Annotated in this window: 21 protein-coding genes and 1 pseudogene; 1 reads left to right on the top strand and 21 read right to left on the bottom strand. The window is 36.3% G+C overall.

The window, feature by feature from the left end; genetic code table 11:
* The first annotated feature begins 2 nt into the window (after positions 1-2).
* The gene (birA, locus tag PCY10_RS02105; RefSeq protein ID WP_020998559.1) at positions 3-938 is read left to right on the top strand and encodes a bifunctional biotin--[acetyl-CoA-carboxylase] ligase/biotin operon repressor BirA; all 936 of its coding nucleotides are present in this window, start codon (positions 3-5) and stop codon (positions 936-938) included.
* 148 nt (positions 939-1,086) lie between these two features.
* Here birA and PCY10_RS02100 read toward each other — a convergent pair whose 3' ends face one another.
* The 21 genes and pseudogenes from PCY10_RS02100 to PCY10_RS02000 all read right to left on the bottom strand — a co-directional run bounded on the left by PCY10_RS02100 (position 1,087) and on the right by PCY10_RS02000 (position 22,518).
* The gene (locus tag PCY10_RS02100; RefSeq protein ID WP_003072499.1) at positions 1,087-1,281 is read right to left on the bottom strand and encodes a DUF3272 family protein; all 195 of its coding nucleotides are present in this window, start codon (positions 1,279-1,281) and stop codon (positions 1,087-1,089) included.
* Between the two features lie 119 nt (positions 1,282-1,400).
* Positions 1,401-2,057 carry a trimeric intracellular cation channel family protein gene (locus tag PCY10_RS02095; RefSeq protein ID WP_003072497.1) on the bottom strand — a complete coding sequence of 219 codons (657 nt, stop codon included), beginning with the start codon at positions 2,055-2,057 and terminating at the stop codon, positions 1,401-1,403.
* Positions 2,058-2,060: 3 nt separating this feature from the next.
* Positions 2,061-2,735, bottom strand: a complete 675-nt coding sequence (locus PCY10_RS02090) for a PAS domain-containing protein (protein ID WP_003072495.1) — start codon at positions 2,733-2,735, stop codon at positions 2,061-2,063.
* 119 nt (positions 2,736-2,854) lie between these two features.
* Positions 2,855-4,270, bottom strand: coding sequence for a dipeptidase PepV (pepV, locus tag PCY10_RS02085; protein WP_301558774.1), 1,416 nt, complete (start codon positions 4,268-4,270; stop codon positions 2,855-2,857).
* Positions 4,271-4,337: 67 nt separating this feature from the next.
* Complete coding sequence (locus PCY10_RS02080; protein ID WP_021002640.1) at positions 4,338-5,477, bottom strand: PLP-dependent aspartate aminotransferase family protein; 1,140 nt, start codon at positions 5,475-5,477, stop codon at positions 4,338-4,340.
* Positions 5,474-5,857, bottom strand: coding sequence for a RidA family protein (locus PCY10_RS02075; RefSeq protein ID WP_003076321.1), 384 nt, complete (start codon positions 5,855-5,857; stop codon positions 5,474-5,476). The genes PCY10_RS02080 and PCY10_RS02075 overlap by 4 nt, the downstream gene beginning before the upstream one ends.
* 16 nt (positions 5,858-5,873) lie before the next feature.
* Positions 5,874-7,247, bottom strand: coding sequence for an APC family permease (locus PCY10_RS02070; protein ID WP_021002639.1), 1,374 nt, complete (start codon positions 7,245-7,247; stop codon positions 5,874-5,876).
* 13 nt (positions 7,248-7,260) lie between these two features.
* Positions 7,261-8,025 carry a gamma-glutamyl-gamma-aminobutyrate hydrolase family protein gene (locus PCY10_RS02065; protein ID WP_112384718.1) on the bottom strand — a complete coding sequence of 255 codons (765 nt, stop codon included), beginning with the start codon at positions 8,023-8,025 and terminating at the stop codon, positions 7,261-7,263.
* Positions 8,026-8,248: 223 nt separating this feature from the next.
* Positions 8,249-9,913 carry a DNA polymerase III subunit gamma/tau gene (gene dnaX, locus PCY10_RS02060; protein WP_301558773.1) on the bottom strand — a complete coding sequence of 555 codons (1,665 nt, stop codon included), beginning with the start codon at positions 9,911-9,913 and terminating at the stop codon, positions 8,249-8,251.
* Positions 9,913-10,410 carry a GAF domain-containing protein gene (locus PCY10_RS02055; RefSeq protein ID WP_021002637.1) on the bottom strand — a complete coding sequence of 166 codons (498 nt, stop codon included), beginning with the start codon at positions 10,408-10,410 and terminating at the stop codon, positions 9,913-9,915. The genes dnaX and PCY10_RS02055 overlap by 1 nt, the downstream gene beginning before the upstream one ends.
* 147 nt (positions 10,411-10,557) lie before the next feature.
* Positions 10,558-11,187 carry a class I SAM-dependent methyltransferase gene (locus PCY10_RS02050; protein WP_021002636.1) on the bottom strand — a complete coding sequence of 210 codons (630 nt, stop codon included), beginning with the start codon at positions 11,185-11,187 and terminating at the stop codon, positions 10,558-10,560.
* Positions 11,184-11,810: an SAP domain-containing protein gene (locus PCY10_RS02045; RefSeq protein WP_021002635.1), complete on the bottom strand. Its 627-nt coding sequence runs from the start codon at positions 11,808-11,810 to the stop codon at positions 11,184-11,186. The genes PCY10_RS02050 and PCY10_RS02045 overlap by 4 nt, the downstream gene beginning before the upstream one ends.
* A 315-nt stretch (positions 11,811-12,125) precedes the next feature.
* Positions 12,126-14,699: a pneumococcal-type histidine triad protein gene (locus PCY10_RS02040; protein ID WP_021002634.1), complete on the bottom strand. Its 2,574-nt coding sequence runs from the start codon at positions 14,697-14,699 to the stop codon at positions 12,126-12,128.
* Between the two features lie 10 nt (positions 14,700-14,709).
* Positions 14,710-15,633, bottom strand: a complete 924-nt coding sequence (locus tag PCY10_RS02035) for a zinc ABC transporter substrate-binding protein (protein ID WP_021002633.1) — start codon at positions 15,631-15,633, stop codon at positions 14,710-14,712.
* Between the two features lie 121 nt (positions 15,634-15,754).
* Positions 15,755-16,489 (bottom strand): tRNA (guanosine(37)-N1)-methyltransferase TrmD, encoded by a 735-nt coding sequence (gene trmD, locus PCY10_RS02030; RefSeq protein WP_003072469.1) that lies wholly within the window; start codon positions 16,487-16,489, stop codon positions 15,755-15,757.
* Positions 16,479-16,997 (bottom strand): ribosome maturation factor RimM, encoded by a 519-nt coding sequence (gene rimM / locus PCY10_RS02025; RefSeq protein ID WP_021002632.1) that lies wholly within the window; start codon positions 16,995-16,997, stop codon positions 16,479-16,481. The genes trmD and rimM overlap by 11 nt, the downstream gene beginning before the upstream one ends.
* A 239-nt stretch (positions 16,998-17,236) precedes the next feature.
* Complete coding sequence (locus tag PCY10_RS02020) at positions 17,237-18,811, bottom strand: ABC transporter ATP-binding protein (RefSeq protein WP_021002631.1); 1,575 nt, start codon at positions 18,809-18,811, stop codon at positions 17,237-17,239.
* Between the two features lie 153 nt (positions 18,812-18,964).
* On the bottom strand, positions 18,965-20,257 hold the full coding sequence (locus tag PCY10_RS02015) for a radical SAM protein (RefSeq protein ID WP_021002630.1): 1,293 nt from the start codon (positions 20,255-20,257) through the stop codon (positions 18,965-18,967).
* A gap of 353 nt (positions 20,258-20,610) precedes the next feature.
* A pseudogene (locus PCY10_RS02010) lies at positions 20,611-20,751 on the bottom strand (DUF5962 family protein); the annotation flags it as partial.
* Between the two features lie 338 nt (positions 20,752-21,089).
* Entirely contained in the window at positions 21,090-22,277 is a 1,188-nt protein-coding gene (locus tag PCY10_RS02005) for a site-specific integrase (RefSeq protein ID WP_045773578.1), read from the bottom strand.
* Positions 22,249-22,518: a DUF3173 family protein gene (locus tag PCY10_RS02000; RefSeq protein ID WP_000450956.1), complete on the bottom strand. Its 270-nt coding sequence runs from the start codon at positions 22,516-22,518 to the stop codon at positions 22,249-22,251. The genes PCY10_RS02005 and PCY10_RS02000 overlap by 29 nt, the downstream gene beginning before the upstream one ends.
* Positions 22,519-22,638: the final 120 nt, after the last annotated feature.

The raw sequence follows: 22,638 nt of genomic DNA, 5'->3' as shown, positions 1-22,638 counted from the left end.
ACATGAAAACATATGAAATTTTATTTGACATTCTTAGCCAAGAGTCTGACTATGTCAGTGGTGAAAAATTAGCACAAAAGTTAGGTATTTCACGTACTTCTATCTGGAAAGCTATTCAGCGCTTGGAAAAAGAAGGGATTCACATTGAATCCATAAAAAATAAAGGTTATAAACTCATCTCTGGTGACTTGCTGATTACTAAAAAAATAGAAGAAGCTGCTCCCATCCAAGTTTCCTTCAATCCAAACTGCAAATCCACTCAGTTGGATGCCAAAGCTGGTATTGAGGCTGGTAAGCCTGCCAATACGCTCTATCTTGCTTCTTCTCAGACAGCTGGTCGTGGACGCTTTGGTAGAAGTTATTTTGCTCCAGAACAAGGAGGAATTTATATGACGCTTCACTTGAAGCCCAATCTGCCTTTTCCACAAATTCCCGCCTACACTGTCTTGACTGCTGGAGCCATTTACAAGGCCATCAAAGAGCTCACTTTAATGGAGATGGAAATTAAATGGGTGAATGACATTTATTACAAAGGTAAAAAAATAGCTGGTATTTTAACTGAAGCTATTACTTCTATTGAGACAGGGCTGGTAACGGATGTAATTATTGGAGTAGGCATTAACTTTGCCATTGCTGATTTTCCAAAAGAATTACAGCATAAGGCTGCCTCTCTCTTCCATAAAAAACATCCTATCACGCGAAATGAACTTATTAGTGAGATTTGGAAAAATTTTTATGAATGTGACCCAGATGAGCTGATTTATCTTTACAAACAGCATTCCCTTGTCTTGGGTCGGACAATCACTTTTTACCAGAACGATCAAGACTATAAAGGAATTGCCAAAGAAATATCAGATAATGGCCAACTATTAGTTCAATTAGATACAGGCCAAGAAATGTGGCTAAATAGTGGTGAAATTTCTTTAACAAGTTGGTAAAGAAAAGAAGGGAATAAGTTGAGTAAAAATCAACTTATTCCCTTCTTTTTTTCAGCACAAAATCAATTCCTTTTATTTAACCATGTGCATATTTTTTTGAATCAAACAAAAGAAAAAAGGTTGAGGATTTTTGTCACAACCTTTCTGCTTATTTTTTACGTTTGATATGTTTATCAATTTCATCCACTATTTTTCCCATGACGTAGCTCACTTGTAAATTGCGAATGACTAGAAATGCCCAAAAAACAGCAAATAAATAGTGTCCTGACATTATTGCTTCGTTAAAAAAATAGGTTTCAATTGCCGTAAAAAAAGCTGTTGTAAGAAATTGTTGTCTTGTCATAATTCTATTATAGCACGAAAAAATAGAAAAATCTAAATTCAGTCTTCATTCAGTTCAATATCTCTTCTATAGACTTTGAGCGAAGTGATTTTTAAGGTCTGGCAATCCCGGCCTTATTCTTATTTATGTAACTTATCCATATTTGGTAAAGCCAAACAATGCTTAATAATATATAGCCTAAGAAAAAGTCCTATAACAAATACAGCTATAAACGATGGAATTCTGGGAAGGTGAAGAATGGTTATCAACAAATAATAAGTCACGCCAACACCGAAAGAAAACACGGCATAAATATCCTTTTTCAAAACACTAGGCACTTCATTACTTAGCAAATCACGGATAATTCCACCACCAACTCCTGTTAAAGTTGCTAACATTCCAACTGCCATCATATTTTGTTGACTACTATCTAAAACTGTTGCCCCAATCAGCGAAAAAATAACTAAACCAACAGCATCAAATACTAAATTTGCCCATCGTAAAAATAAGTAAAAACTCTTAGTTTGTATATTATTTAAACGCCTATTGATAACGAAAACATACATAACAAGTGCAACTACAATTGACAGATAAATAGAACTTGGATCAGATAAAGCAAATGGAAAATGACTAATAATGCTATCTCTCAACATACCTCCGCCTACTGCGGTTACAATGGCTAAAAGTGTGATTCCAAAAATATCCAATTTTTTATCAAAGCCCTTAATCGCGCCTGAAGCTGCAAAGGCTATTGTTCCAATATAATTGCAAATCAGGATAAAGGTATCAAATTCCATACATTATGATTCTTTCTTTTTAATATCTTGAATATATTTATAAATACTAACTTCTGACATTCCAAATGCTTCTGCCATTTTTGAAACAGATTCTTTCAAATCAAAAAATCCTTTTGTATACAAAGATTGAACAATCGCTACTTTTTCTACCTTCGTAAGTTTTGTTTTTGACAAATCTTTTCCTTGTGTTTCTCTAAAAATAACATCGTCAATCAAAGATTCTGCTGTTGCGTAAAAATTCTCAACAATATTTTCCTCCTCATGTATTTTCTCTTTTGAAGGAGTTAAGCTATTATTCAGAATCTCCAAAGTAGATTCTAACATATATTTTAGGTTCATTTCTTTTGATTTGTCTGCATTTATACAAATCATCCCCAGCAGTCCATCTCGTTTGTCTTTTATAAAAAAACTGGATGAATATAGCTGTCTTCCCGATTCTGTTTTTGTTCGATAATTGACTAGAAAATTTGTCTGTTTATACAATTTTGACTGTACAATATCTAATACAAAATCCGTTGCTGGAGCGCCAACTTCTCTATTTGAGAGATTATTACGGATGTAGACCAAAGAGTGGTCGAATCCTTTTGTAAGATCTTGTAATACTACTTCAGTATCTTCTCCAAGAATTGCTGATAGAAAATCTAGTAAAGGAACATAGATTTGCAAACGTTTATCCATAATCGTCATCCTATTCATTGCTTTATCTTTGTTCAGTCTATCACATTCATCTTCAAATCACAAATGTTTAAGATACTTTAGTGGAATATCTATCTCATTTAGTTAGTAAGATTCTATTGCTACATACATGCTAACTCTGCTATCGCTTGCGCATAAATGGCAGTTGCTTTTAATAAATCTGCTACAGGGATATGTTCATCAGCTTGGTGCATGGTGTCCTGCGTAGTTGGAAAAAGCGCTCCAAATGCTACACCTTCCTTCAGCAATCTTGCATAAGTTGCACCTCCAATAACCCGTTCACTCCCTTTTTGACCAGTTTGCTCTTCATATATATCAAGTAGTTTTTTCACCAATGGAGAACTTCCAGACACATAGTGAGGAGGTTTTTGCTCTATGACTTCAAACTGTTGTGATTCCGCTCCAACTTGAAGAATCGCTTTAGTCATCTCATTTGGAGTTATACTTTTTGGATAACGAATATCAATCACTAATTTACCGCCATGTTGCAAATTGAAGTTGGCTAAGCCAAGATTTATAGTTAAATCTCCCATTTGCTCATCATGATTAGCAATTCCTAATTTCATTCCATTATGAGAGAGATGCAACAAATCACCTGCTGTATATAAAAATGAACTTACTTGTCTTGAACCAAAGTCATAATGTTTTAGGAATGCTGCTAAATAGGTTGCAGCATTGATCCCATTTTGCGGAGATGACCCATGGGTAGACTTACCATGTAAAGTTAGATAAAGTTGATTGCCTTCAATAGAACATTCTCCTAATAACCCTTGCTGATCTAGATAAATTTCATAATCTATAGCTAATTTTGTAATTTTATCTCCGACAAGTATTGCTTGGGCTAATGCTGGTACCATGTTTTCCTTTAAGCCTGCTGTAAATTGTAAAAGTTGATATTTAGCAAGAACTTGTTCCGCTTCATAATGGAAAATCAGATGCGCTACACCTTTCTCACCATTAACAATTGGAAAATACGCATCCGGTACAAATCCTTGTTCTGGTAATGTAGCTTGTTTTTGGTAAGATGTCAAGCACTTCCAGTCCGATTCTTCATCCGTTCCAATGATCATTTGTACTTGTTTTTTCGGAGTAAAACCTAATTCTTTGAGTAATTTCATCGCAAAGAAAGAGCAAACCAGTGGACCTTTATCGTCCAAACTTCCTCTCGCATAGAGTTTGCCGTCTTTATAAGTCGGAACAAAAGGATCAGTCTTCCAATCATCACCTACGGGTACTACATCAACATGCCCAAGAATTGCAAAAGGCTCTAAATCATCTGCTCCCCAATCAAGTCGTCCTACCAGAGGACCAAAATCACGAGGAGTAAAACCAGCTTCTTGTCCAATTTTCATCATCTCTACCAAAGCACGTCTGGGTTCAATCCCGACTGGATAATTCGAATTTGCATTCATTTCATTTCTTACTGAGGGAATACGCAATAATTTCTCTAATATCTCCAATAGCTCTGTTTTGCGCACCAATACTTCATCAAGCCAATCTATTTTTGTTTTTTCCATATTTATCTTTCTTTCTATACAAAAGGCACAAAACATCTAAAATATTTTATGCCTCATTCTGCATTTTTTAATCTGCTAATGCCTGTTCAAAATCTGCTATCAAATCGTCAATATTTTCAATGCCACAAGACAAACGCAGGAGTCCATCAACTACACCTTGTTCTTCGCGTTCTTCTGGGCTTAGACAGGCATGTGACATTGTTGCCGGATGAGAGAGAATGGACTCCACACCACCTAAACTTACAGCAAGAATGGGAATCGTCACTTTATTTGTAAATGTCATTAAATCCTCACAACTTTCCAATTCAAAAGATAAAACCGCTCCACCATCTTTTGCTTGATTCATGTGAATATCATGATTTGGATGTGTCTTTAATCCCGGATAATGAACTGTTTTAATCTTGGGATGCTGTTTCAAAAATTCTGCCATTTTCTGAGCGTTACTGACTGCGCGATCCATACGAATCCCCATTGTTTTCATACCACGAAGAATCAACCAAGCATCTTCGACTCCTAAGATTGCACCAAAATTCTTCTGAAATAGTTTCAAAGTTTCATAGTGTTCTTTTGAATTCGTCGCAACTAGACCTGCAACTACATCACTGTGACCATTGATAAACTTAGTAATGCTTTCTACCACAATATCCACACCAAGTGCCAACGGCTCTTGAGACAAAGTCGTCATAAATGTATTATCCGCCACAGTAATCAAATGATATTTTTTCGCTAAATCAACTAAAGCACGAATATCACATATTTTTAACAAAGGATTTGATGGTGTTTCTAGATAAAGCATACGTGTATTCTCTTGTAATGCTCTCTCTACTTGAGCTAAATCCGCCATATCCACAAAGGTATAGTCTATCTGATACTTTGACAAAATCTTGGTTACAAACTGGCAAGTACCACCATAAACTTCCTTTGGAAAAATAACATGGTCTCCTGCGTTGAGTAACATGAGCACATTTGAAATTGCCGCCATGCCAGATGAAAAACTGACAGCATAATTTGCATTTTCAAGAGATTTCAAACCATCTTCTAACGCTTCAACTGTCGGATTTGAAAAACGAGTATAGAGATACTGTTGACAGTCATCGTACAAACACTGATTATGAAACGTTGATGTTTGGTAAATTGGAATAGACGCAGCCCCTGTATAAGGATCAATCACTTTGTAACCATGCAATAATTTTGTGTTCTGTTTCATTCTGCTACCTCTGCAATAGCTTCAATTTCTACTAAGGCACCCATTGGAAGAGCACCAACTTGAAAGGCTGTACGTGCTGGATAACTCCCTTCAAAGAATGATTGGTATACTTGATTAAAGGTAGCAAAATCTTCAATATTTGCTAAAAAAACCGTGGTTTTAATAATATGTTCCATAGATGAATGATTATCTTCGAGAATTGAACGGATATTCTTGAGAGATTGCTCTACTTGCCATTCAACTGAATTTGGCTGATCAATTTTCCCAGTTTCACAGTTAATCGGAAGTTGACCCGATGTGAAAATGAGATGACCTACTTGACTGGCTGGAGAATAACTTCCCACAGCTGCTGGAATGCTTGTACTTGTTAAACGTTTCATATTTATAACCTACTTTCTATTTTTTCTTTCTCCAAATCATGAGCACAATAGGGAGCACAACATAACCAATAACCATCGCACTAATCGCAAAGATATTTAGAGAAGTCGCACCTGTCTTACTAACAACAGTGAATTGTCCACTCCAATTAAATTTATAGAGAAGTACGGCAGTCAAAATTGCACCAAGGAAAGGAATGATAACATCAGTTGTAAAACTCTTTTTAGCCGTTTCAACAATACTTTCCTTTTGCTTACCGAAATAAAAGATAATGACAGCCACTGGCACAACTAAAAATTGAATAAAGCGAGAAATCGAGCTAAGTACAATGATACTAGTCATATTATAACGGAATGCCATAGGAAGTAAAATTGCAATCCCAATTGTTACAAAGAAAGCACGAGTTGGGAAACCATTTTCTGTCCGTTTTTTGAACCACTCTGGCACTTGTCCTTGTAAAGCCATCGCCTCCAAGATTCGTGGCGTATGGAAAGATGCTGCTACATTAATTCCAAACATAGATATTAACGCTCCAACTAGAATAATAGTGCGAATAATTGGATTTGTGAAGACTGCAGCGAGTGCTACAACTTCCTTCGTTGCCACAATGGCCGCAGGGTTAATCATCATAGCTATCCCGACAATACCAATATAGATAACTGCAATAATCCCAATTGCTAATGGAATAGCTTTTGGTAAGTTTTTCTCTGGTGCTTCCATGTCCTGTGCACCACTTGCCACGCTCTCAAATCCTGTAAAAGCATAGAAAGCTGCTATAACAGCTGTAACATAGCCTGATAAATCCAAGTTAGCTCCCAATTTTGTACCTGTAGCATCTGTTAAGTTTTTAATCGTGTTAAATTCATTGACACCTGTAAGGAGGATAATGCCTACCCCAACCAAAATCGTAGTCAAAAGAGCCCCCACTTTTCCAATCGTCGAAAGGTTATTTATCAATTCAAAAATCTGAGTTCCTAAAAGGTTAATTCCCATTAGGATCCCCATTAAAAATACAAAACCAATCGTAATTAGAACAAGGTTTGAGCTATCTAGGCGGAAGATATTCAGCACTGTTTTCACAACAGCCGTTCCAAGAACACCCCAAGCGATACTAGCTGCAATAAAACGAGTAATACCCACATAAAATCCAATATTTTCTCCAAAAGCTGCCTTAGCATAAGCATAAGAAGCTCCCCCTTGTGCCACATACTTGGCTGCCGAAGCAAACGTTACTGCTAGAACAGAAGCGAAAACAGCTGCCATCAAATAAATTGACAGTGCTTTATCTCCAGCTGTAGCAACAACGCTCCCTGGCGAGAGGAAAATTCCTGTTCCAATAATGGAGTTGATAGTCAATAATACAATGGAATAAAATCCGAGTTTCTTCTTCATTTTCATTCACTTTCTAGCCGGCTTGGCACACATTTACAACAGATTGCTTTAATTTTTTCTGTTGAGCATGGTCAATTAGAGCAGCAAATATACGATTCATCTCTTCTGATACTCTATGAAGCATTTCTGGATGCCATTGGACACCTATCATAAACGGATAATCAGTATGTTCAATGGCTTCAATAACCCCATCAGGAGCTCTACCGACAACATTAAATTCTTTAGCAACATCTTTCATAATTTGATGGTGAAAAGAATTGACCGTAATCTTATTAACTCGTAGAATTTGATGCAACAAAGAATCGGCTTCTACATCCACTGAATGAGTGACCATATCAGGACAGCTGCCCTGCCAGTGTTTTATCTTAGCTGTATCGCAATAGGATAAATCTTGATACAAGGCTCCTCCATGATATACATTGATAATTTGTGCACCACGGCAGATTCCTAAAATAGGAATACCCTTTTTAGTTGCACGTTCCAAGAGTGCAAAATCGAACTTATCACGAGCTGGAAAAATATCTCCCATTTTAGGACTCGGCTCTTCATTATAATTGAAAGAACAAATATCATGTCCTCCTGATAAAATTAAACCATCGATGATTTCCAAATAGCTATCTAGCACTTCCTCATTGTCAGAAATCGGAAGGATACAAGCTACTCCCCCATTGCGAATAACCGAATTGACATAATCTTCATTCACATAGCTTCTGTGGTAGCCAGGAAACATCCCTGATTGGTCAACAATGATACTTGCTGAAATTCCTATGATTGGCATCGCATTCTCCTTTATGAATATTATTTTTATTATAAAATTTTATAATTTAATTACACTGTTATTATATAATAAATTGAATGCGTTTTCAACACAAAATTATAATTTTATTAAAAAAAATTATAATTCAATCTATCAAAGGAATCAATAAAGCTGATAACAAAAAATTGATAATGGTATAAACACCATTATCAATTTTTTTATCTTAAAGAATTATAAAAGATCTTCAATCTTCCTGAATCGAAATTTTTTCCGATAAGAAATCAAAACCTTCTGGAATGACAGTTTCCTTTTCCTCTTCTGTTGAATTGGTACTTTCTCCGCGTGCCTTAGCAGAAAACTCAGCGCGAATTTCTGTCCAATCAGTCATCGAAACTGCTAAAATATCCGGAGAAAATCCAGCCACAGTACTTAATAAATTCCCAAACATCGTATTGAGATTTTCCCGCTTCATTGTTTGCTCTGCATTAAAGCTCGACTCAAAGGCGAGAATTGCGTGATTCTCATTAGCTGCTACAGGTTGCGAACCAACTAAAAGTGCCTTATCTGCACCAGCTAAACTTTCGATAATTTCTCCCCAAGCATTCTGTAATTTAGTCAAATTGCTACGGGCTAAGTTAGGATTTTCAACTGCTTCTTGCAAAATGGCATTTACTTTCTGTCGATCCACGCGATAACCCTTGCTTGATTTGACTGAACGGGTTGTTTGTCTTGACTGACTAAAAGTAGAACTTGGCTGTAAATTTGCCAATTGACCCTTAAGCTGGCTAATTTCATCTTTTAGTGTTTCTATCTCGCTTACTAGATTGGATGGTAATTCTACTTTTTCTTGCTCTTCTGCTAGTCGAATGGTCATCATTTCTGTATAAATCTTAGGCTGCAGACTATTTTTAATTTCCGAAAGGCTTTTCGTTGCAATCTCAATCAGCTCAAACAATCTTTCTTGTGGTGTATTGAGATTAGCTAAAAAGATTTCACTTATATGGGTATTTTCACCACCTGTTTTAACAATGAGCAAATCTCTAAGATATTGTAACAGGTCAGTGACAAAACGAGCCATATTTTTACCGCTATCAAAAATCACATCAAGATTTTCTAATGCTGCTGATGTATCATGCGTCAACACAGCTGTCACATAAGCATCCAGTACACCTAGACTAATAGAGCCAGTAATTTCTTCTGAAATAGCTGTTGTCAGCTGATTGTCTTGAGTGAGACTGAGAGCTTGATCCAAGATAGATAAGGCATCCCGCATCCCACCTTCTGCCCGCCTGGCGATAATCTGCACCGCATCATTTTCAAATCCAATATTTTCCTGCTGCAAAATCCATTCAACATGAGCAACAATATCCTTGGTCTTAATTGACTTGAACTCAAAGCGTTGCACCCGTGACAGAATAGTAGCTGGTATCTTGTGCAATTCTGTCGTTGCTAAGATAAAGACCACATTTTCTGTCGGTTCTTCCAAAGTCTTGAGAAGAGCGTTAAAAGCTCCAGTTGAGAGCATATGAACCTCGTCAATGATATAAACTTTATGTTTTGCTAGACTAGGAGCATAAGTAGATTTGTCGCGAATATCTCGGATTTCATCCACACCATTATTGGAAGCTGCATCAATCTCAATAACATCTTCTAGGCTTCCTTCTGTTATAGCTTGACAAATATAGCACTCATTACAAGGTTCACCATTCTTTTGATGAGGGCAATTCATGGCTTTGGCAAAAATCTTGGCTACGCTAGTCTTTCCTGTTCCTCTAGGACCTGAAAAGAGGTAAGCATGGCTGATTTTATCCTGTTCAACTGCCTGCCGTAAAGTTGTTGCTACAACTTTCTGCCCAACTAACTGACCGAAAGTTTGACTTCTGTATTTCCGATATAAAGCTTGATACATTAGGATTTATCTCCAAACATTTCAAAATTCCAATTTGTTTTCTCTAGCAAGATAGCTACAAAATTTTCTAAATATTCCCGATCAATCTCATCATAGTCCCCCAGCAAATGAGAATCCAAATCTAAAACTCCTACTAAGCGACCATCCTTTACCATAGGCACCACAATCTCACTACGTGCCCTGCTATCACAGGAAATGTAGTTATCATACTGAGTAACATCTTCCACGATTACTGTCTGCCGACTAGCAGCAGCCTCTCCGCAAACGCCTTGCCCAAAACCAATATGTACACAGGAAACACCACCTTGAAAAGGCCCTAAAACCAACTCATTTCCGTTAGAAAGATAAAAACCTGTAAAAACGGAATGCGGCAAGGCTTGGTTTAGCAAAGCAGAGCTGTTCGACAAATTAGCCAAAGCATTTCTTTCACCCTCTAGTAGTGCTTCAAGCTGGTCTAAAAGTAATTGATAATTTGAAATTTTTTCTGATTGATTCATACTTTCTATTATATCAAAAAAGACAGCAGACTGTGCTAAAAACTTTATATTTTTGCTTCTATCCAGTTTTGTAATGGGAAGCAAATTAAAGAATCTATAAACCACACATAGCATCTCCAACTATTGTTATAAATAACACACTTTATTTTATATAACACCTTCTGGCTTTTTAACAATTTTATACAAAATCCATTGATTTTTTCTCTGACTGCTAACCAGCTTAAGACCCTTGTTATTTAAAAAAGCTGCAAATTCTTCCTCTTTCTTAAGCTCTGGCTGGAAGTAGGTTAACTTGCTCCATTCACAGGCCAGCAAGATAAGCCCGTCTCGCCTTAGAATTCGCCTCAACTCAAAAAAAGCTCTGGATAAATCTGGCCAATGAAAATGTGTCTGAAAAGCAGTTATCAAGTCAAATGACTCTGCTGAATAAGTTGTTTGACCCACATCTTTGAGTTCAAAATTCAAATCTGCAATGTTCCATTTTTTAGCTTGGGTAATAGCTGTTTTCGAAATATCAATTCCGATAACCTTGCTATTTGGAAAATACTGTTTGAGATAGAGAGTGGATTGACCATTTCCTATTCCAACATCTAAAATATTTTTGATATTTTGCTGCTCTAGTTGGCTAATCGCCCACTCAACCATAGGGAAATAAACCTGATTCCAGATTTTCATCATCCAAATGCCCACTAGACCTGTCGGTTGCTTGGATTGTTTGAGTAAATATAAAAAAAGCAAGAAGAACAAAATAGCAACGCCAATGATAACAGCATTCATACTTTCTCCCTTCGATAATCACTAATTTCCGACTCATATCGCTTAACCAATTGCGATGAATACACTTTTGGCTCCTTGCTTTCTTTTACTTTCTTCCAAAGAATAGCGGCAACTTTTAGTTTAGGCTGAAAAGAAGCATTGCTTGTGTCAGCGCAGAAATCTTTGACAAATTGATTCCACTGACAGCTAGAAGTATCATATTGAGCATAGCTTGATTGTCCTTGATAAATCGCTAACATATCTCGCAGTGTGAATTCGACATCTTTTTCTGCTTTTACCTTTCGCCAAGCTGCCGCCATGTCCGCTGTAAATTTAAAAGGTTGAATGCCTGTTTGCTGAGCAAAAAACTTCCGAAAGTGCGCATTAAAGGCAAAGCCGCAGAACAACAAAGGGGTATCTAAAGTCAACTCTGCACCTTTCTTTTTCTTGATCTTTTTATAGACTCTCTGTTGGCTGACATTCCCTGCAAAATACTTTTTGATTTCCTCTTCTAGCTCTTTTTTGATACCTGAATACTCCAATCCCAACTGTTTACAAATCTCTGCTAATTCTGCACGATACCAATAGTATTGTGAAAACTCTTGATAGGTCTTTATCATTGTAAAATCTGGTCTATCCTGCATTGCCTATTTTCCTTTTCTCTTTTGCTATAGCCTATTATACCACTAGCAAAGTAATCCCTCAAAAATGATAGAGTTTCCCCATTTGTAAAAAACGCCTATCATTCTAGCGAAGTAAATCAGTTTCAGTTGAGACTGTCGACCCATTCGAACGCTTCAACCTACTTTGCCTTTAAGTCCATCACCCGAGCTGAAATTTCACCTGATTTCTGATTTACTCCAATCTGGGCTGGCGAATTGAATTACTTTTACTTTGCCTTGTCCGTCCAAAAATATAAAAGAGCTGGAAATAGTTTCCAACTCTTGAGGGGTGCATTATTAAGATACCAGTTTTCCTGTGAGAACATTGACAACTTTGGTCGTACCAGAGGCATCTGTAAAGCTAACTGTTTTATTTTCTGGTTGATAGCTGAAATTTTCTAAACTCACATTGTATTTAAGAGCAATATTAATCAGCTTTTTATTAAACTCTTGCAAGGATAAGCCATATTTATTAGCTAGTGCTTTTTCAGCTTCCTCTTTTGGATCAACAGTTGGCTTTTCTTCAGTTGCTTTCGAATTTTCATTAGCATTTTCTTTGCTTGAAGCGTTGTTGTCCTTCTCTTTTGGCTCTTCATTTGGTGCATAGTTCTTGTCACTATCGGATGATTGTTTCTTCTTACCATGCTGGCTGGCATTTCCAAAACCGTTGTTAGAATGCGGACGATCATCTGGATGAGTGACGTAATATTTCACTGTAGCAAGAAAATCTTCCATACTGTAGCCGTCAGGTGCTTTGTAAAGTCCTTCATCAAACCAAGAAAGAGAGATATTATGATAATGGTCATAATGCGGAATAATTAATTGACCATTTTTATAATCAACGACATAAGCTGTATTATATGGCATTGCCTCAACAGGTACCTTTTTAGCCGGTGTCACACGCTCATAGATTGCTTGTGCAGTCTCTTTTTGAGGTTGTTTTGGATCCGTACTTGGCTTCTCCTCTTTCTTCTTCGGAGTTTTCGTTTTCAGATACTCTTCCGTTGCCTTACGCTCAGACTCTGACAAATCATTCTTAGGAATATAGTGGCTGTGTGTCATGTGTGGAGCAGTATAGCCATCTCCTTCATCTTTAATCACATCATGTGGATCAAAGATATAACCGTCCGATGTTGCATAACGACCTGCAGCTTTAGCTAATGCTACTTCATCAGCCGTATAAGCAATTTGCGAATTTGCTTTACCTGCGCGGTCAGGGTGTAGTACTTCTGTTGACAGTTTTAAGATTTTATCTAACAAAGCCAATTTATCTGCATTCTTATCTGCAACTTTTTGGAGCAAGTCATCTACTTGATCCAACTTATCCTTTGAAGCTCCTTTTGAAATCAGTGTCTTACGAATAGAATTCAATACGACTCTCGCTTTATCCGCAAATGCTGTGCTTTGAGAAGCAGAATTATCAGCTGAACCAGTTGCCTTCACCATTTCGGCTAACAAGGATTTCGCTTGTTCAAGAAGGGATGATTTTTCTGTTAAACCTAATAAAAGATTAGATTTCAAACTAGCAATTTGTTCTTCAAAACTTGCCTTTTGACGTTTATCTGGCACTTTATCTAGCAAAGCTTCTGCCTTATCGATAAAGGCTTTAATTTGCTCATCACTAACTTCTGTTTCAGTAGACCCTTCTTTTTTCCCATTTTTATCAGAAGTTTTGCCAGCATTTTGCTCGTTCTTACCAGGCGCAGTTTGATGCCCTTGTTGAGCTTGATCCGATTGTTTAGCTTCCGAATAGTCCTCACCTGGTGTAATCATTTGAGAAATCTTTCGTTCCAAGTCAGACATATCACGATAATAGATAAAATGATAATGATTGCCATGCGGAACAGCCACACCACTGGAAGTTCGACTTGTAATTTGCGCAGGATCAAACACTAAACCGTCTGATTCCACATGCCGTTGATTCAAAGGAGTTGCATACAATTGTCGTAGCAATCGTATGATTTCAGCTTTATTCCCTCGTTTTTGCTCAGCTTGTTTGGGTGCTTGTTGAGAAGGACGACTTGCGTGATGATTTTCTGGACGAGGTGAGACCCCTGGATTTGACGGACGATAGTTCAATGCCGGATTATGAATAGTTCCGTTTAGATGAGGAGTATGACCTGGATTTGCTGAATAAGACGGACGATTTTTCCCAATTTTATTATCCCAATAATTTTGAGCCGCTGCTAACTCACTAGGAGACAAATCTTTCTTTGGAATATAATGGAAATGATTGCCATGCGGTACAATGAAGCCATCTCCAGTATCTTCTATCACATCTGTCGGATTGAAAACATAGCCATCATCCGTCGTATAACGACCTTGTGCACGAGCTTCTTTGACAGCTGTTGTTACAGCACCACCTTTCGCTCCCTTATGGCCTTTGCCACTATATTCTGCCCGTTGGCGAGCAATTTCTTCTTTTGTACGAACATTACTGGTATGATTTGGATCTTTCAAGTAAAGGTAATATTTCCCATTTACCTTGATAATGTAGCCATCTTTCACTTCGTTGATAATATCAGACTGCTGCAAGGTATAGTTTGGATCCCGCATAATCAGCTCTTCACTGATAATCGCATCATAAGGGACTTTCCCATTATAATAATGATAATGATCACCGTGAGAAGTTACGTAACCTTGGTCTGTAATTTTGACAACAATCTGTTCCGCATTGATTCCTTCTTTTGCGCTCACTTCATCAGGCGACAAGTTCTCTGCTTGCTTGCCCTTGTTTGCTTTAGATTTTCCATTTACATAAGCAACACGGTTATTTTCCTTGCTAGATACAAACTGATGACGCCCCAGCTCATAGCTACACAAACTTAGGACAACAACTGCAACAGAACCGATAAGATATTTTTTCTTCATGATTCTCCTCTCATTTTTTCAATTCTTTTGCCAATGTCGCTAGATTGGCTTCTAGATTTTCAAGATAAGTATTATTATTTTGCGGATCAGCTTCCAAAGGATTTAATTGTTTTAGTTTAACACCTGTAGATTTGACCAAGGTTTTAGCAACTTTTGATGAAGCATTGCTTTCCACAAAAATGGTTTTAACTTTATAAGTTTTGACAAATTCTTCAATTTCTGTCAATTGACGTGGACTTGGTTCTTGTTCTGGTGAAATGCCTGCGATGCCTAATTGCCTCAATCCAAATCGCTTCGCCAAATAAGAAAAGGCAGTATGCTGAGTCACAAATGTTTTTTGCCTTGCAGCTTTGAAAATCGGTTGATATTTTTTAGTCAATTCTTTTGCCTTACCTGCCAGCTCTTTCGCGTTTTTTTGATAGGTTTCTTTATTTTTACTATCAATCTTCGAAAGTTTATCAGCGATAATCTGTGCTTCTTCTGCCACTTTTTCTGGGTCTAACCACGTATGTGGATCGTAAAGAGTCTTTTCATCCACTCCCTCACCAGCAGCTACATCTTCTAATCCCGGCACACGCTCCAGCTTCATCCCTTCTGAAGCTTCAAGTACCTTCACTTTAGATTTTTTCAAACTCGGATCTAAACTTCCAGCCCAAGATTCTAACGTATGAGAATGATAAACAAAGACATCTGCATCATAGATAGCTGCTACATCGTTGGCTGATGGTTCAAAGGAATGAATACCGCTACTTGATTGAATCATCCGAACATCATTTAAATCGCCTGATACTTCTTTGACCATAGCATAAATCGGATAAAAACTTGTTACAATTTTCAGACCTTTACTCTGTTTTTTTGTACTTGTTCCACACGCTGTCAACAACAAAGTCAACCCTACCACAAAAATAGAAAATAGATATTTCTTTAATTTCATAAACCACTCCTTAACCAGTTTATTAACCGGTTAATATGATACCACGATAGAAATTAACTGTCAAGAATTTTTTATCTATTTTTTTTTACAATAAGAAAAAGCCCTCTAAATTAGAAAACTTTTAATCTTTTATATCATTGCTCTTTTCTCTATGAATCTCTTCTAGCATTCCTGCTTCTTCGGCTGTTAATTCATATTTTTCTAATAAATCTGGACGACGTTCATAAGTCTTTTTCAGACTCTCATACAGACGCCATTTTCGAATATTTTCATGATGACCGCTCATCAAAATATCTGGCACAACCATTCCACGAAAATCATAAGGGCGCGTATATTGAGGATATTCTAAAAGACCTGATGAAAAACTGTCATCAGTATGACTAACTTCCTTACCAAGAACTTCAGGAATCAGTCGTACCGTCGCATCAATCATTGTCATAGCAGCCAACTCTCCACCGGTCAAAACATAATCTCCAAGAGAGACCTCGTCTGTCACCAAACTCTTAATCCGCTCATCATAACCTTCATAATGCCCGCAGATAAAGATTAATTCTTCTTCTTGAGAAAGTTCTTCCGCATAGGCTTGATTAAATGTTCGACCAGCAGGATCCAACAAAACGACTCGTGGCTGATTTTTTTCAATCGCATCATAAGCATCAAAAATTGGTTGCGCTCTGAGCAGCATTCCCTGACCGCCCCCATAAGGCTCGTCATCAACGTGTCTCGATTTCTCTGCATTTTCTCGAAAATTATGATAGTGAATCTCTAGTAATCCTTTTTCGCGCGCCTTGCCAACTATTGAATGCTCTAAAGGGGCAAACATCTCCGGAAATAGGGTCAAAATATCAATTTTCATCGTCCAGTCCTTCCGGAATTTCCACGTCTACTCGACTATTTTCAAGATCAATATTCAATACAACAGGTGGAATATAAGGCAACAGTAAATCACGCTTGCTTTTGCGCTTTACCACCCAGACATCATTGGCACCGGGCTGCAAAATTTCTTTAATTGTTCCAATCAGGATACCCCGTTCATAAACATTCAAGCCGATGATTTCATGATAGTAAAATTCGCCCTCATCCAAATCCGATAAGTCTTGCTCAGCCACTTTCAAGGTAAAATCACGATATTTTTCAATGTCATTGATATGGTACATTCCTTTGAACTTGACAATATCAAAATTTTTCATCTTACGATGACTGGCAATTTCCACATTCATGACAAAATTATCTTTCTTATCAAAAAGAGCCAACATACTTCCCTTTTTAAAACGTTCCTCTGCAAAATCCGTCACCGATAGTACACGCATTTCCCCTTGCAAACCTTGCGTATTTACAATTTTTCCAACATTATAATAGTTCATTTTCTCTCCAAATACTAGCATTATCCTATTTATTTTATCATGAATAAAGGGAATTCTCAAGAAAACAAATAACCCCACCCACGCCGTGATGTGATATACTCCCCTTATAGTGGACAATGAAAAAACAAAAATTCACTAAAACTATAAGGGGAGTTTTCCTATACTTTCTATAAATTAGCTCAAGCGTATTATATATAGCTTGGAGCTTCTATCACAAAAAAAGAGCTATCAAAAATAGCTCAATATTTTCCTAAGTCTAAAATTTGATTATATCTACTTTCATCCTCAATATGGTGAGCAATTTCTAGCATCATAACAGGTAGAGAAAACAGTAGCTCACGCACCATCTGGCTGTTTTCCTCGTCCAAAGCAGCGGTTACCTCATCTACTAGTAAAACATCCTTTTTACGCAGGAGAAATCTTGCCAGTTCTATCCGAACCCTCTGACCACCCGAAATATTGTCACCATTGTTACTGACAATAAAGTCCAACCCTTCTGTTAATTCATTGTCGAGCTTGACTTGTTTTAAAACAAACCACAAATCTTCATCAGAAAAGACTTGTCCCAAAGTCAAATTATATCGAACTGTGTCATTAAAAAGGAATGGATGCTGGCTAATAATACCAACACTAGATACAAAATGAGATGTATATTTATTAGTTGTTGTCACACCAGTAATCTGACCTTCATCAGCTTGCTCCTCACCAATAATTATCCGAAACAAGGTCGATTTCCCACAGCCACTCGGTCCCTTGATTAAAACTTTCTGACCAGTTTGGATGTCCAAATTCAGATGGGTAAAAAGCTGTCTGCTACCATAAGATTTACTTAAATTTTGGATGTGCAGGGCACGAAGTTCTTGCATATCATCTTTCGCCAGTTGTTTATCATCTTTACTGTCTAATACTCCATAAATCTTGTCCGCAGTCGTTTTTGCCCCTTGGATATCTACTGTATCATACATGATTGTCTGGATAGGACTCACCAACTGACCAGCTGCGATATACATGGCGACAAGACTAGCGACAGATACCCTATGACCATTCATGGCAAAGAAGAAACCTAACACAAGCGGTAAAACCTGACTCAGAAATACCATAAAGCCATTACAAAAGAAAACGATATTATGGGTGAAGCAAAAGTTTTGGATAGCTCGTTGATATTTCCAATTTACATTCCATAATTTTTGTCTATTTTCCAGAATCGCTTGATTCATGAGCAGAGTCTGCGCCCCTCGGATGCTGTCAGATACCTGATTATGAACCTCCACTCTGCCTTGAGCCATATCGTCACCAGTATGTTTGAGCCTTTTGTTCATTAAATATTGAGGAATAGGGCGTAAGATAGTAAAGAAGACAAAAATACTCCCCAGTAACAGATTTTGCGTAATAATATAAATTGCTGTTAGTAAAGCAACAAATCCCCAGCAAATTATGTTAATGTACTTTTCTAAATAATTATCCCCCAAATACTCCATATCCTGTGTGAGCATGGTGATTTTTTCATCTTCACTATAATCCTTATTTGTCATTAACTTACCAAATAAATCTGCTCTCATATTCATCTGAATCTCACGTCGAAATACGTTATGCGTGTGATTGCAAAAGAGCATCAAGCTATACAAGACAAAATAGACTGTAAAACCAAAAAGAGCAAATTGCACTATCTTAAAATAGGTTAGTTCTCCTTGGTTTAAGGACAAAGCTCGAGATACTACTAAAGGTTGAGCAAGAGCCAATCCTCCATTTGCCAGTGCCCCAATGACAGTATAAAATTTCGTTTTCTTATCCAGATAGTGAAAAATTTTATTCATAATGTCCTCCTAGAAAAATAGAGAGGCTAGCACTCCTCTCCATATTACCATTTCTAATCTATTAACTGCAAATATTACAAGTATTGGTTACAGTTTCTGGTCTCTTAGGAAGGTTTTTATTTTTCTTAACAACCATCTTTTGTAATATCCTTTCTAGTCCACATCTAAAATATCTTCATACGAACCGGATAAAACATATAGTGCTAGATTTTTACGAATTTTCTCTTGCATATTTTTACAAATAACTGTAGAGCTCAATTTCGTAATATGCTTGGCCATTGGACAAAAGCCTGATTTACAAACCAACACAAAAGGACATGGTTTACAATCTTCTCTAACAGAGAGTAACCATCCTCTCATTTTGTCTTTGTTAATCAATCCAGTATTAATATTTCCAAAAATATTTTGATTATTATACAAAGCAACCGTACAGGCTTGCACAATACCTCTAACGTTAAACATATAGTGATTTAATCGATTCGCATAACAACCAAAAGAATTATGGACCACAATATTAGGTAAAGATAAATGATACCCCAAGTCAATTGCCTTCTTCGAAAGACCAAAACTCATATCATTTTTAAATATTGTTACACAATCCTCTTTAGAGCGGTCTCCTTGTCCCCAATTACCAATATTATGATATAGCAAACAAAATCGATTATCTCCTCTAAAATATCGACCATCGTTTAACAAAAATGATTCCATATGATTATAATTTTCTTTAGATATATTGAATCTTAATGTACATAGAAAAGATAAATTACTATCTTTCATGTAATGGAGATTTTTTAAAATCCGAGTATAAGAGCCTTTATGATTTTTTAGAACACGTTGCGAATCGTGACTCTCACAATCTCCATCTAACGTAATTTGAAAATTTGTAACTTGATATTCCTTTACCAATTTTTCAAATTTTTTAGCTCCTAAAAGAAATCCGTTGGTAGTGATACTAGAAGAGTAAATTATTTTAAATCGCTTACAGAGTTCTAAAAACTCTAACGATAAACGTTGAATCGTTTTATAACCTAGCAAAGGTTCACCACCAAACCAAGCTATACGGAAAAAACGATAATTTCCACTACTTAACTTTTCTTCGGCAAATTTTAAAATAGCATTTTCTGTTTCATGAGACATTCCAATATTTTTAAAGTGTTCATAACAATATTTACATCGAAAATTACAATCTCCGTGTGTTAGAATCGTAAATTCTAATACCTCATTATTACTATCTTCTATCTGTTTTAAATAGTTGTTTACCTCGTTTTCTTCAGGAAAATATTTGTTCTCCTCCAAATAAGCAATATATTCACTTTCCGTTGTTTTATTTTCTTGTATAGCTTGTTTTAATTCATTCGTAATCAAAAATGAATGATTATTTTTGGTATTGAAATACACACTGCTATCTTCAGTGTCATATCTTAATACATATCGTGATAACTTCATATTATCACCTCTTTAACTTTCTTTAAATATATTATACATCTATTAAAATAATGATTCAAGTACAAATCAGAAAATTAGAAAAGTTCCAATTTTTAATAATTTCCTAAGCAAGTTGATATAAATTAAACTCCTCATAAATATCCCCCACTCTTTCATTTGTCTCCTTGTCAATCTACTAAAAGCTGTATAAAGCTCGGGTTCTTTAAAGAGAAGATAGAATCCGTAGACCTCTGTAAAAGGATAGCACAGGCTAGTCCATCAAGAATAGCCCACTTGCTAGGATTAGGGGTCACCAAAGAATCAAGGCAATCACTCTCACAGCCATGGGAATGAGAGGAAGAATCAGATAATCTTTCTCTTTCATGGTCTTCAAAGTCTACTTCACGGTGCTCTTGGAGGACAATCTCTAGTTGACTAGTAATTTCTCTCTTAGAGAAGGTGTAGTCTCCTGTCGCTTCCTCGTAATTTTCTTTGAGTTCCTTATAGGCTTGGTAACCCCATTTGTCGGATTAGATAAGAAATCACGATGTGATGTGACGATTGCATTTCTTTCCGCATAGTTCCTCCTTAAACGCAAAAAAGCGAGAACTATTTTTATGGTTCTCGCTTGAGATAAATCATTCTTCAAAAAACAAAAATCCTGCCAAAGATTTTTTGGGCAGGATTTTTGGCAGGAAACCGAATCAATTTATCAGTTTCTTCAAATCGCTATGAGCTCTAAAAGACTGGTAAATCGGGATTCCGCTCTCAAATTGCTATGTGCTTCTTATTTAAGAGTAACAATTTGCTAATCTTATTTTCTCCCAGTATTAGTGGGTTAATTCCTCCATTTTCAACTTTGGCAGGAATTTGGTAGGTAAATTGATATTCCAAGATTATCTAAACTGTTTGTAATCTCTTCTGAAATTGTTGAGTCACCTGAATAATACCAGTGACTATATGTATTCAACGTGGTTGACTTATCAGCATGTCCTAATCGATATGAAACATATAAGGTATCCTTATGTAATACATTTATAAGGTAGGAAGCATGACTATGTCTTAAACCTTTCCCCGTAATTTCTGGTACACCAGTAACCCTAGCATGCCTTTTTATTATCCTAGAAATTGTAGACTTACACAAGGGGGCACCAAAACGTGATATTACATAATCTTTATCATCATTCTTGATTTGAACTTCTCGCCATTTTTTAAGTATTGTAATCGTAAAATCATCTAAATCAATTTTACGATTCCCTGCTACTGTCTTTGTTTGTTGTTTGGCATACCATACACCGTTTTTGTCTTTCTCAATTGTCGAATGAACATGAATCCATTTACGTTCAAAATCAATATCTTTCCATTTAAGAGCAATACCCTCACTAACTCTTAAGCCAGTCATAAAATATAACCAGATCGTCATGTAATTATGGAGTCCCTCATACTCACTAATATCAAAAGAGTTTATTACCTTCTTAAATTCATCAAATGTCCAAAATTTTGTATCAGGGTGCTTTCCTCTAGGATTATCTAATCCTTTAAAAGGAACTCTATCAATATAACCCAATCTTTCTGCATAGCCCAGACACGCTTTAAATCTAGACCACATATTTTTAGCATAGTTACTAGAATACTTGTCTATAATAGCTAAGCGAAATCTTTCACAGTCAATAGTACTAATATCTGATAATTTTTTACTACCAAATTGCTTAATAAATAACTGATGATGTGGTAAAGCGGTCTGATAAGTTACAAATTGAACTTTTTGTTGATAATATTTTAAATAAATCTCTTCCATAAACTCTCTAAAAGTTAGAAAACTATTATTAATAGTAGAGTTCACAAATTCATGTTTTAAACGAAGTATCTCTTCATAAGCTTCCTTAAAAGAATTAAACGGTAGTCCCTGTTGATTTTTCCTTCCTTTCTTTTGAATTCTTTTCCCAGTTATTGGATCAACTCCTAATTCAATTTGAAAGTAAATTTTTCCTTTTGAATCTTTGTATACACCTTTATATTTCTTTGTCTTTGATATAACCATTTTTCTCACCTTCTATATCTGAAAAAGAAATACCAATTAAATTTTCTACAATATTTTTAGGAGCAATGCCTAACCTTTTATTATCGAAAGGTGAACATCCTAATTGTACCGCATTCTTATCATTTTTTCTAGCTTCTTCAAACTTTTTTACAGCAATCTTTTTTGCTTGTCTAATAATATTTCTCGATGTGTGCTCTGGAAAACCAATCGCAACTAAATCTTTATAGTTTACTGTTTCCATGATTTTACTACTTCCTTTCTTAGATTTTTTCACCTCCATGGCATGACTGATGAAGTCATCATAAGAATTTCACTTGCTGCTCTTTTACGGTGGCAGCCTGAACGGTCAGAAGTATCATTG

The organism is Streptococcus sp. SI1, assembly GCF_030439945.1.
Lineage (GTDB): Bacteria > Bacillota > Bacilli > Lactobacillales > Streptococcaceae > Streptococcus > Streptococcus intermedius.
The sequence above is the reverse complement of the archived record's forward strand: the minus strand, read 5'-3'. Positions and strand labels throughout refer to the sequence as shown.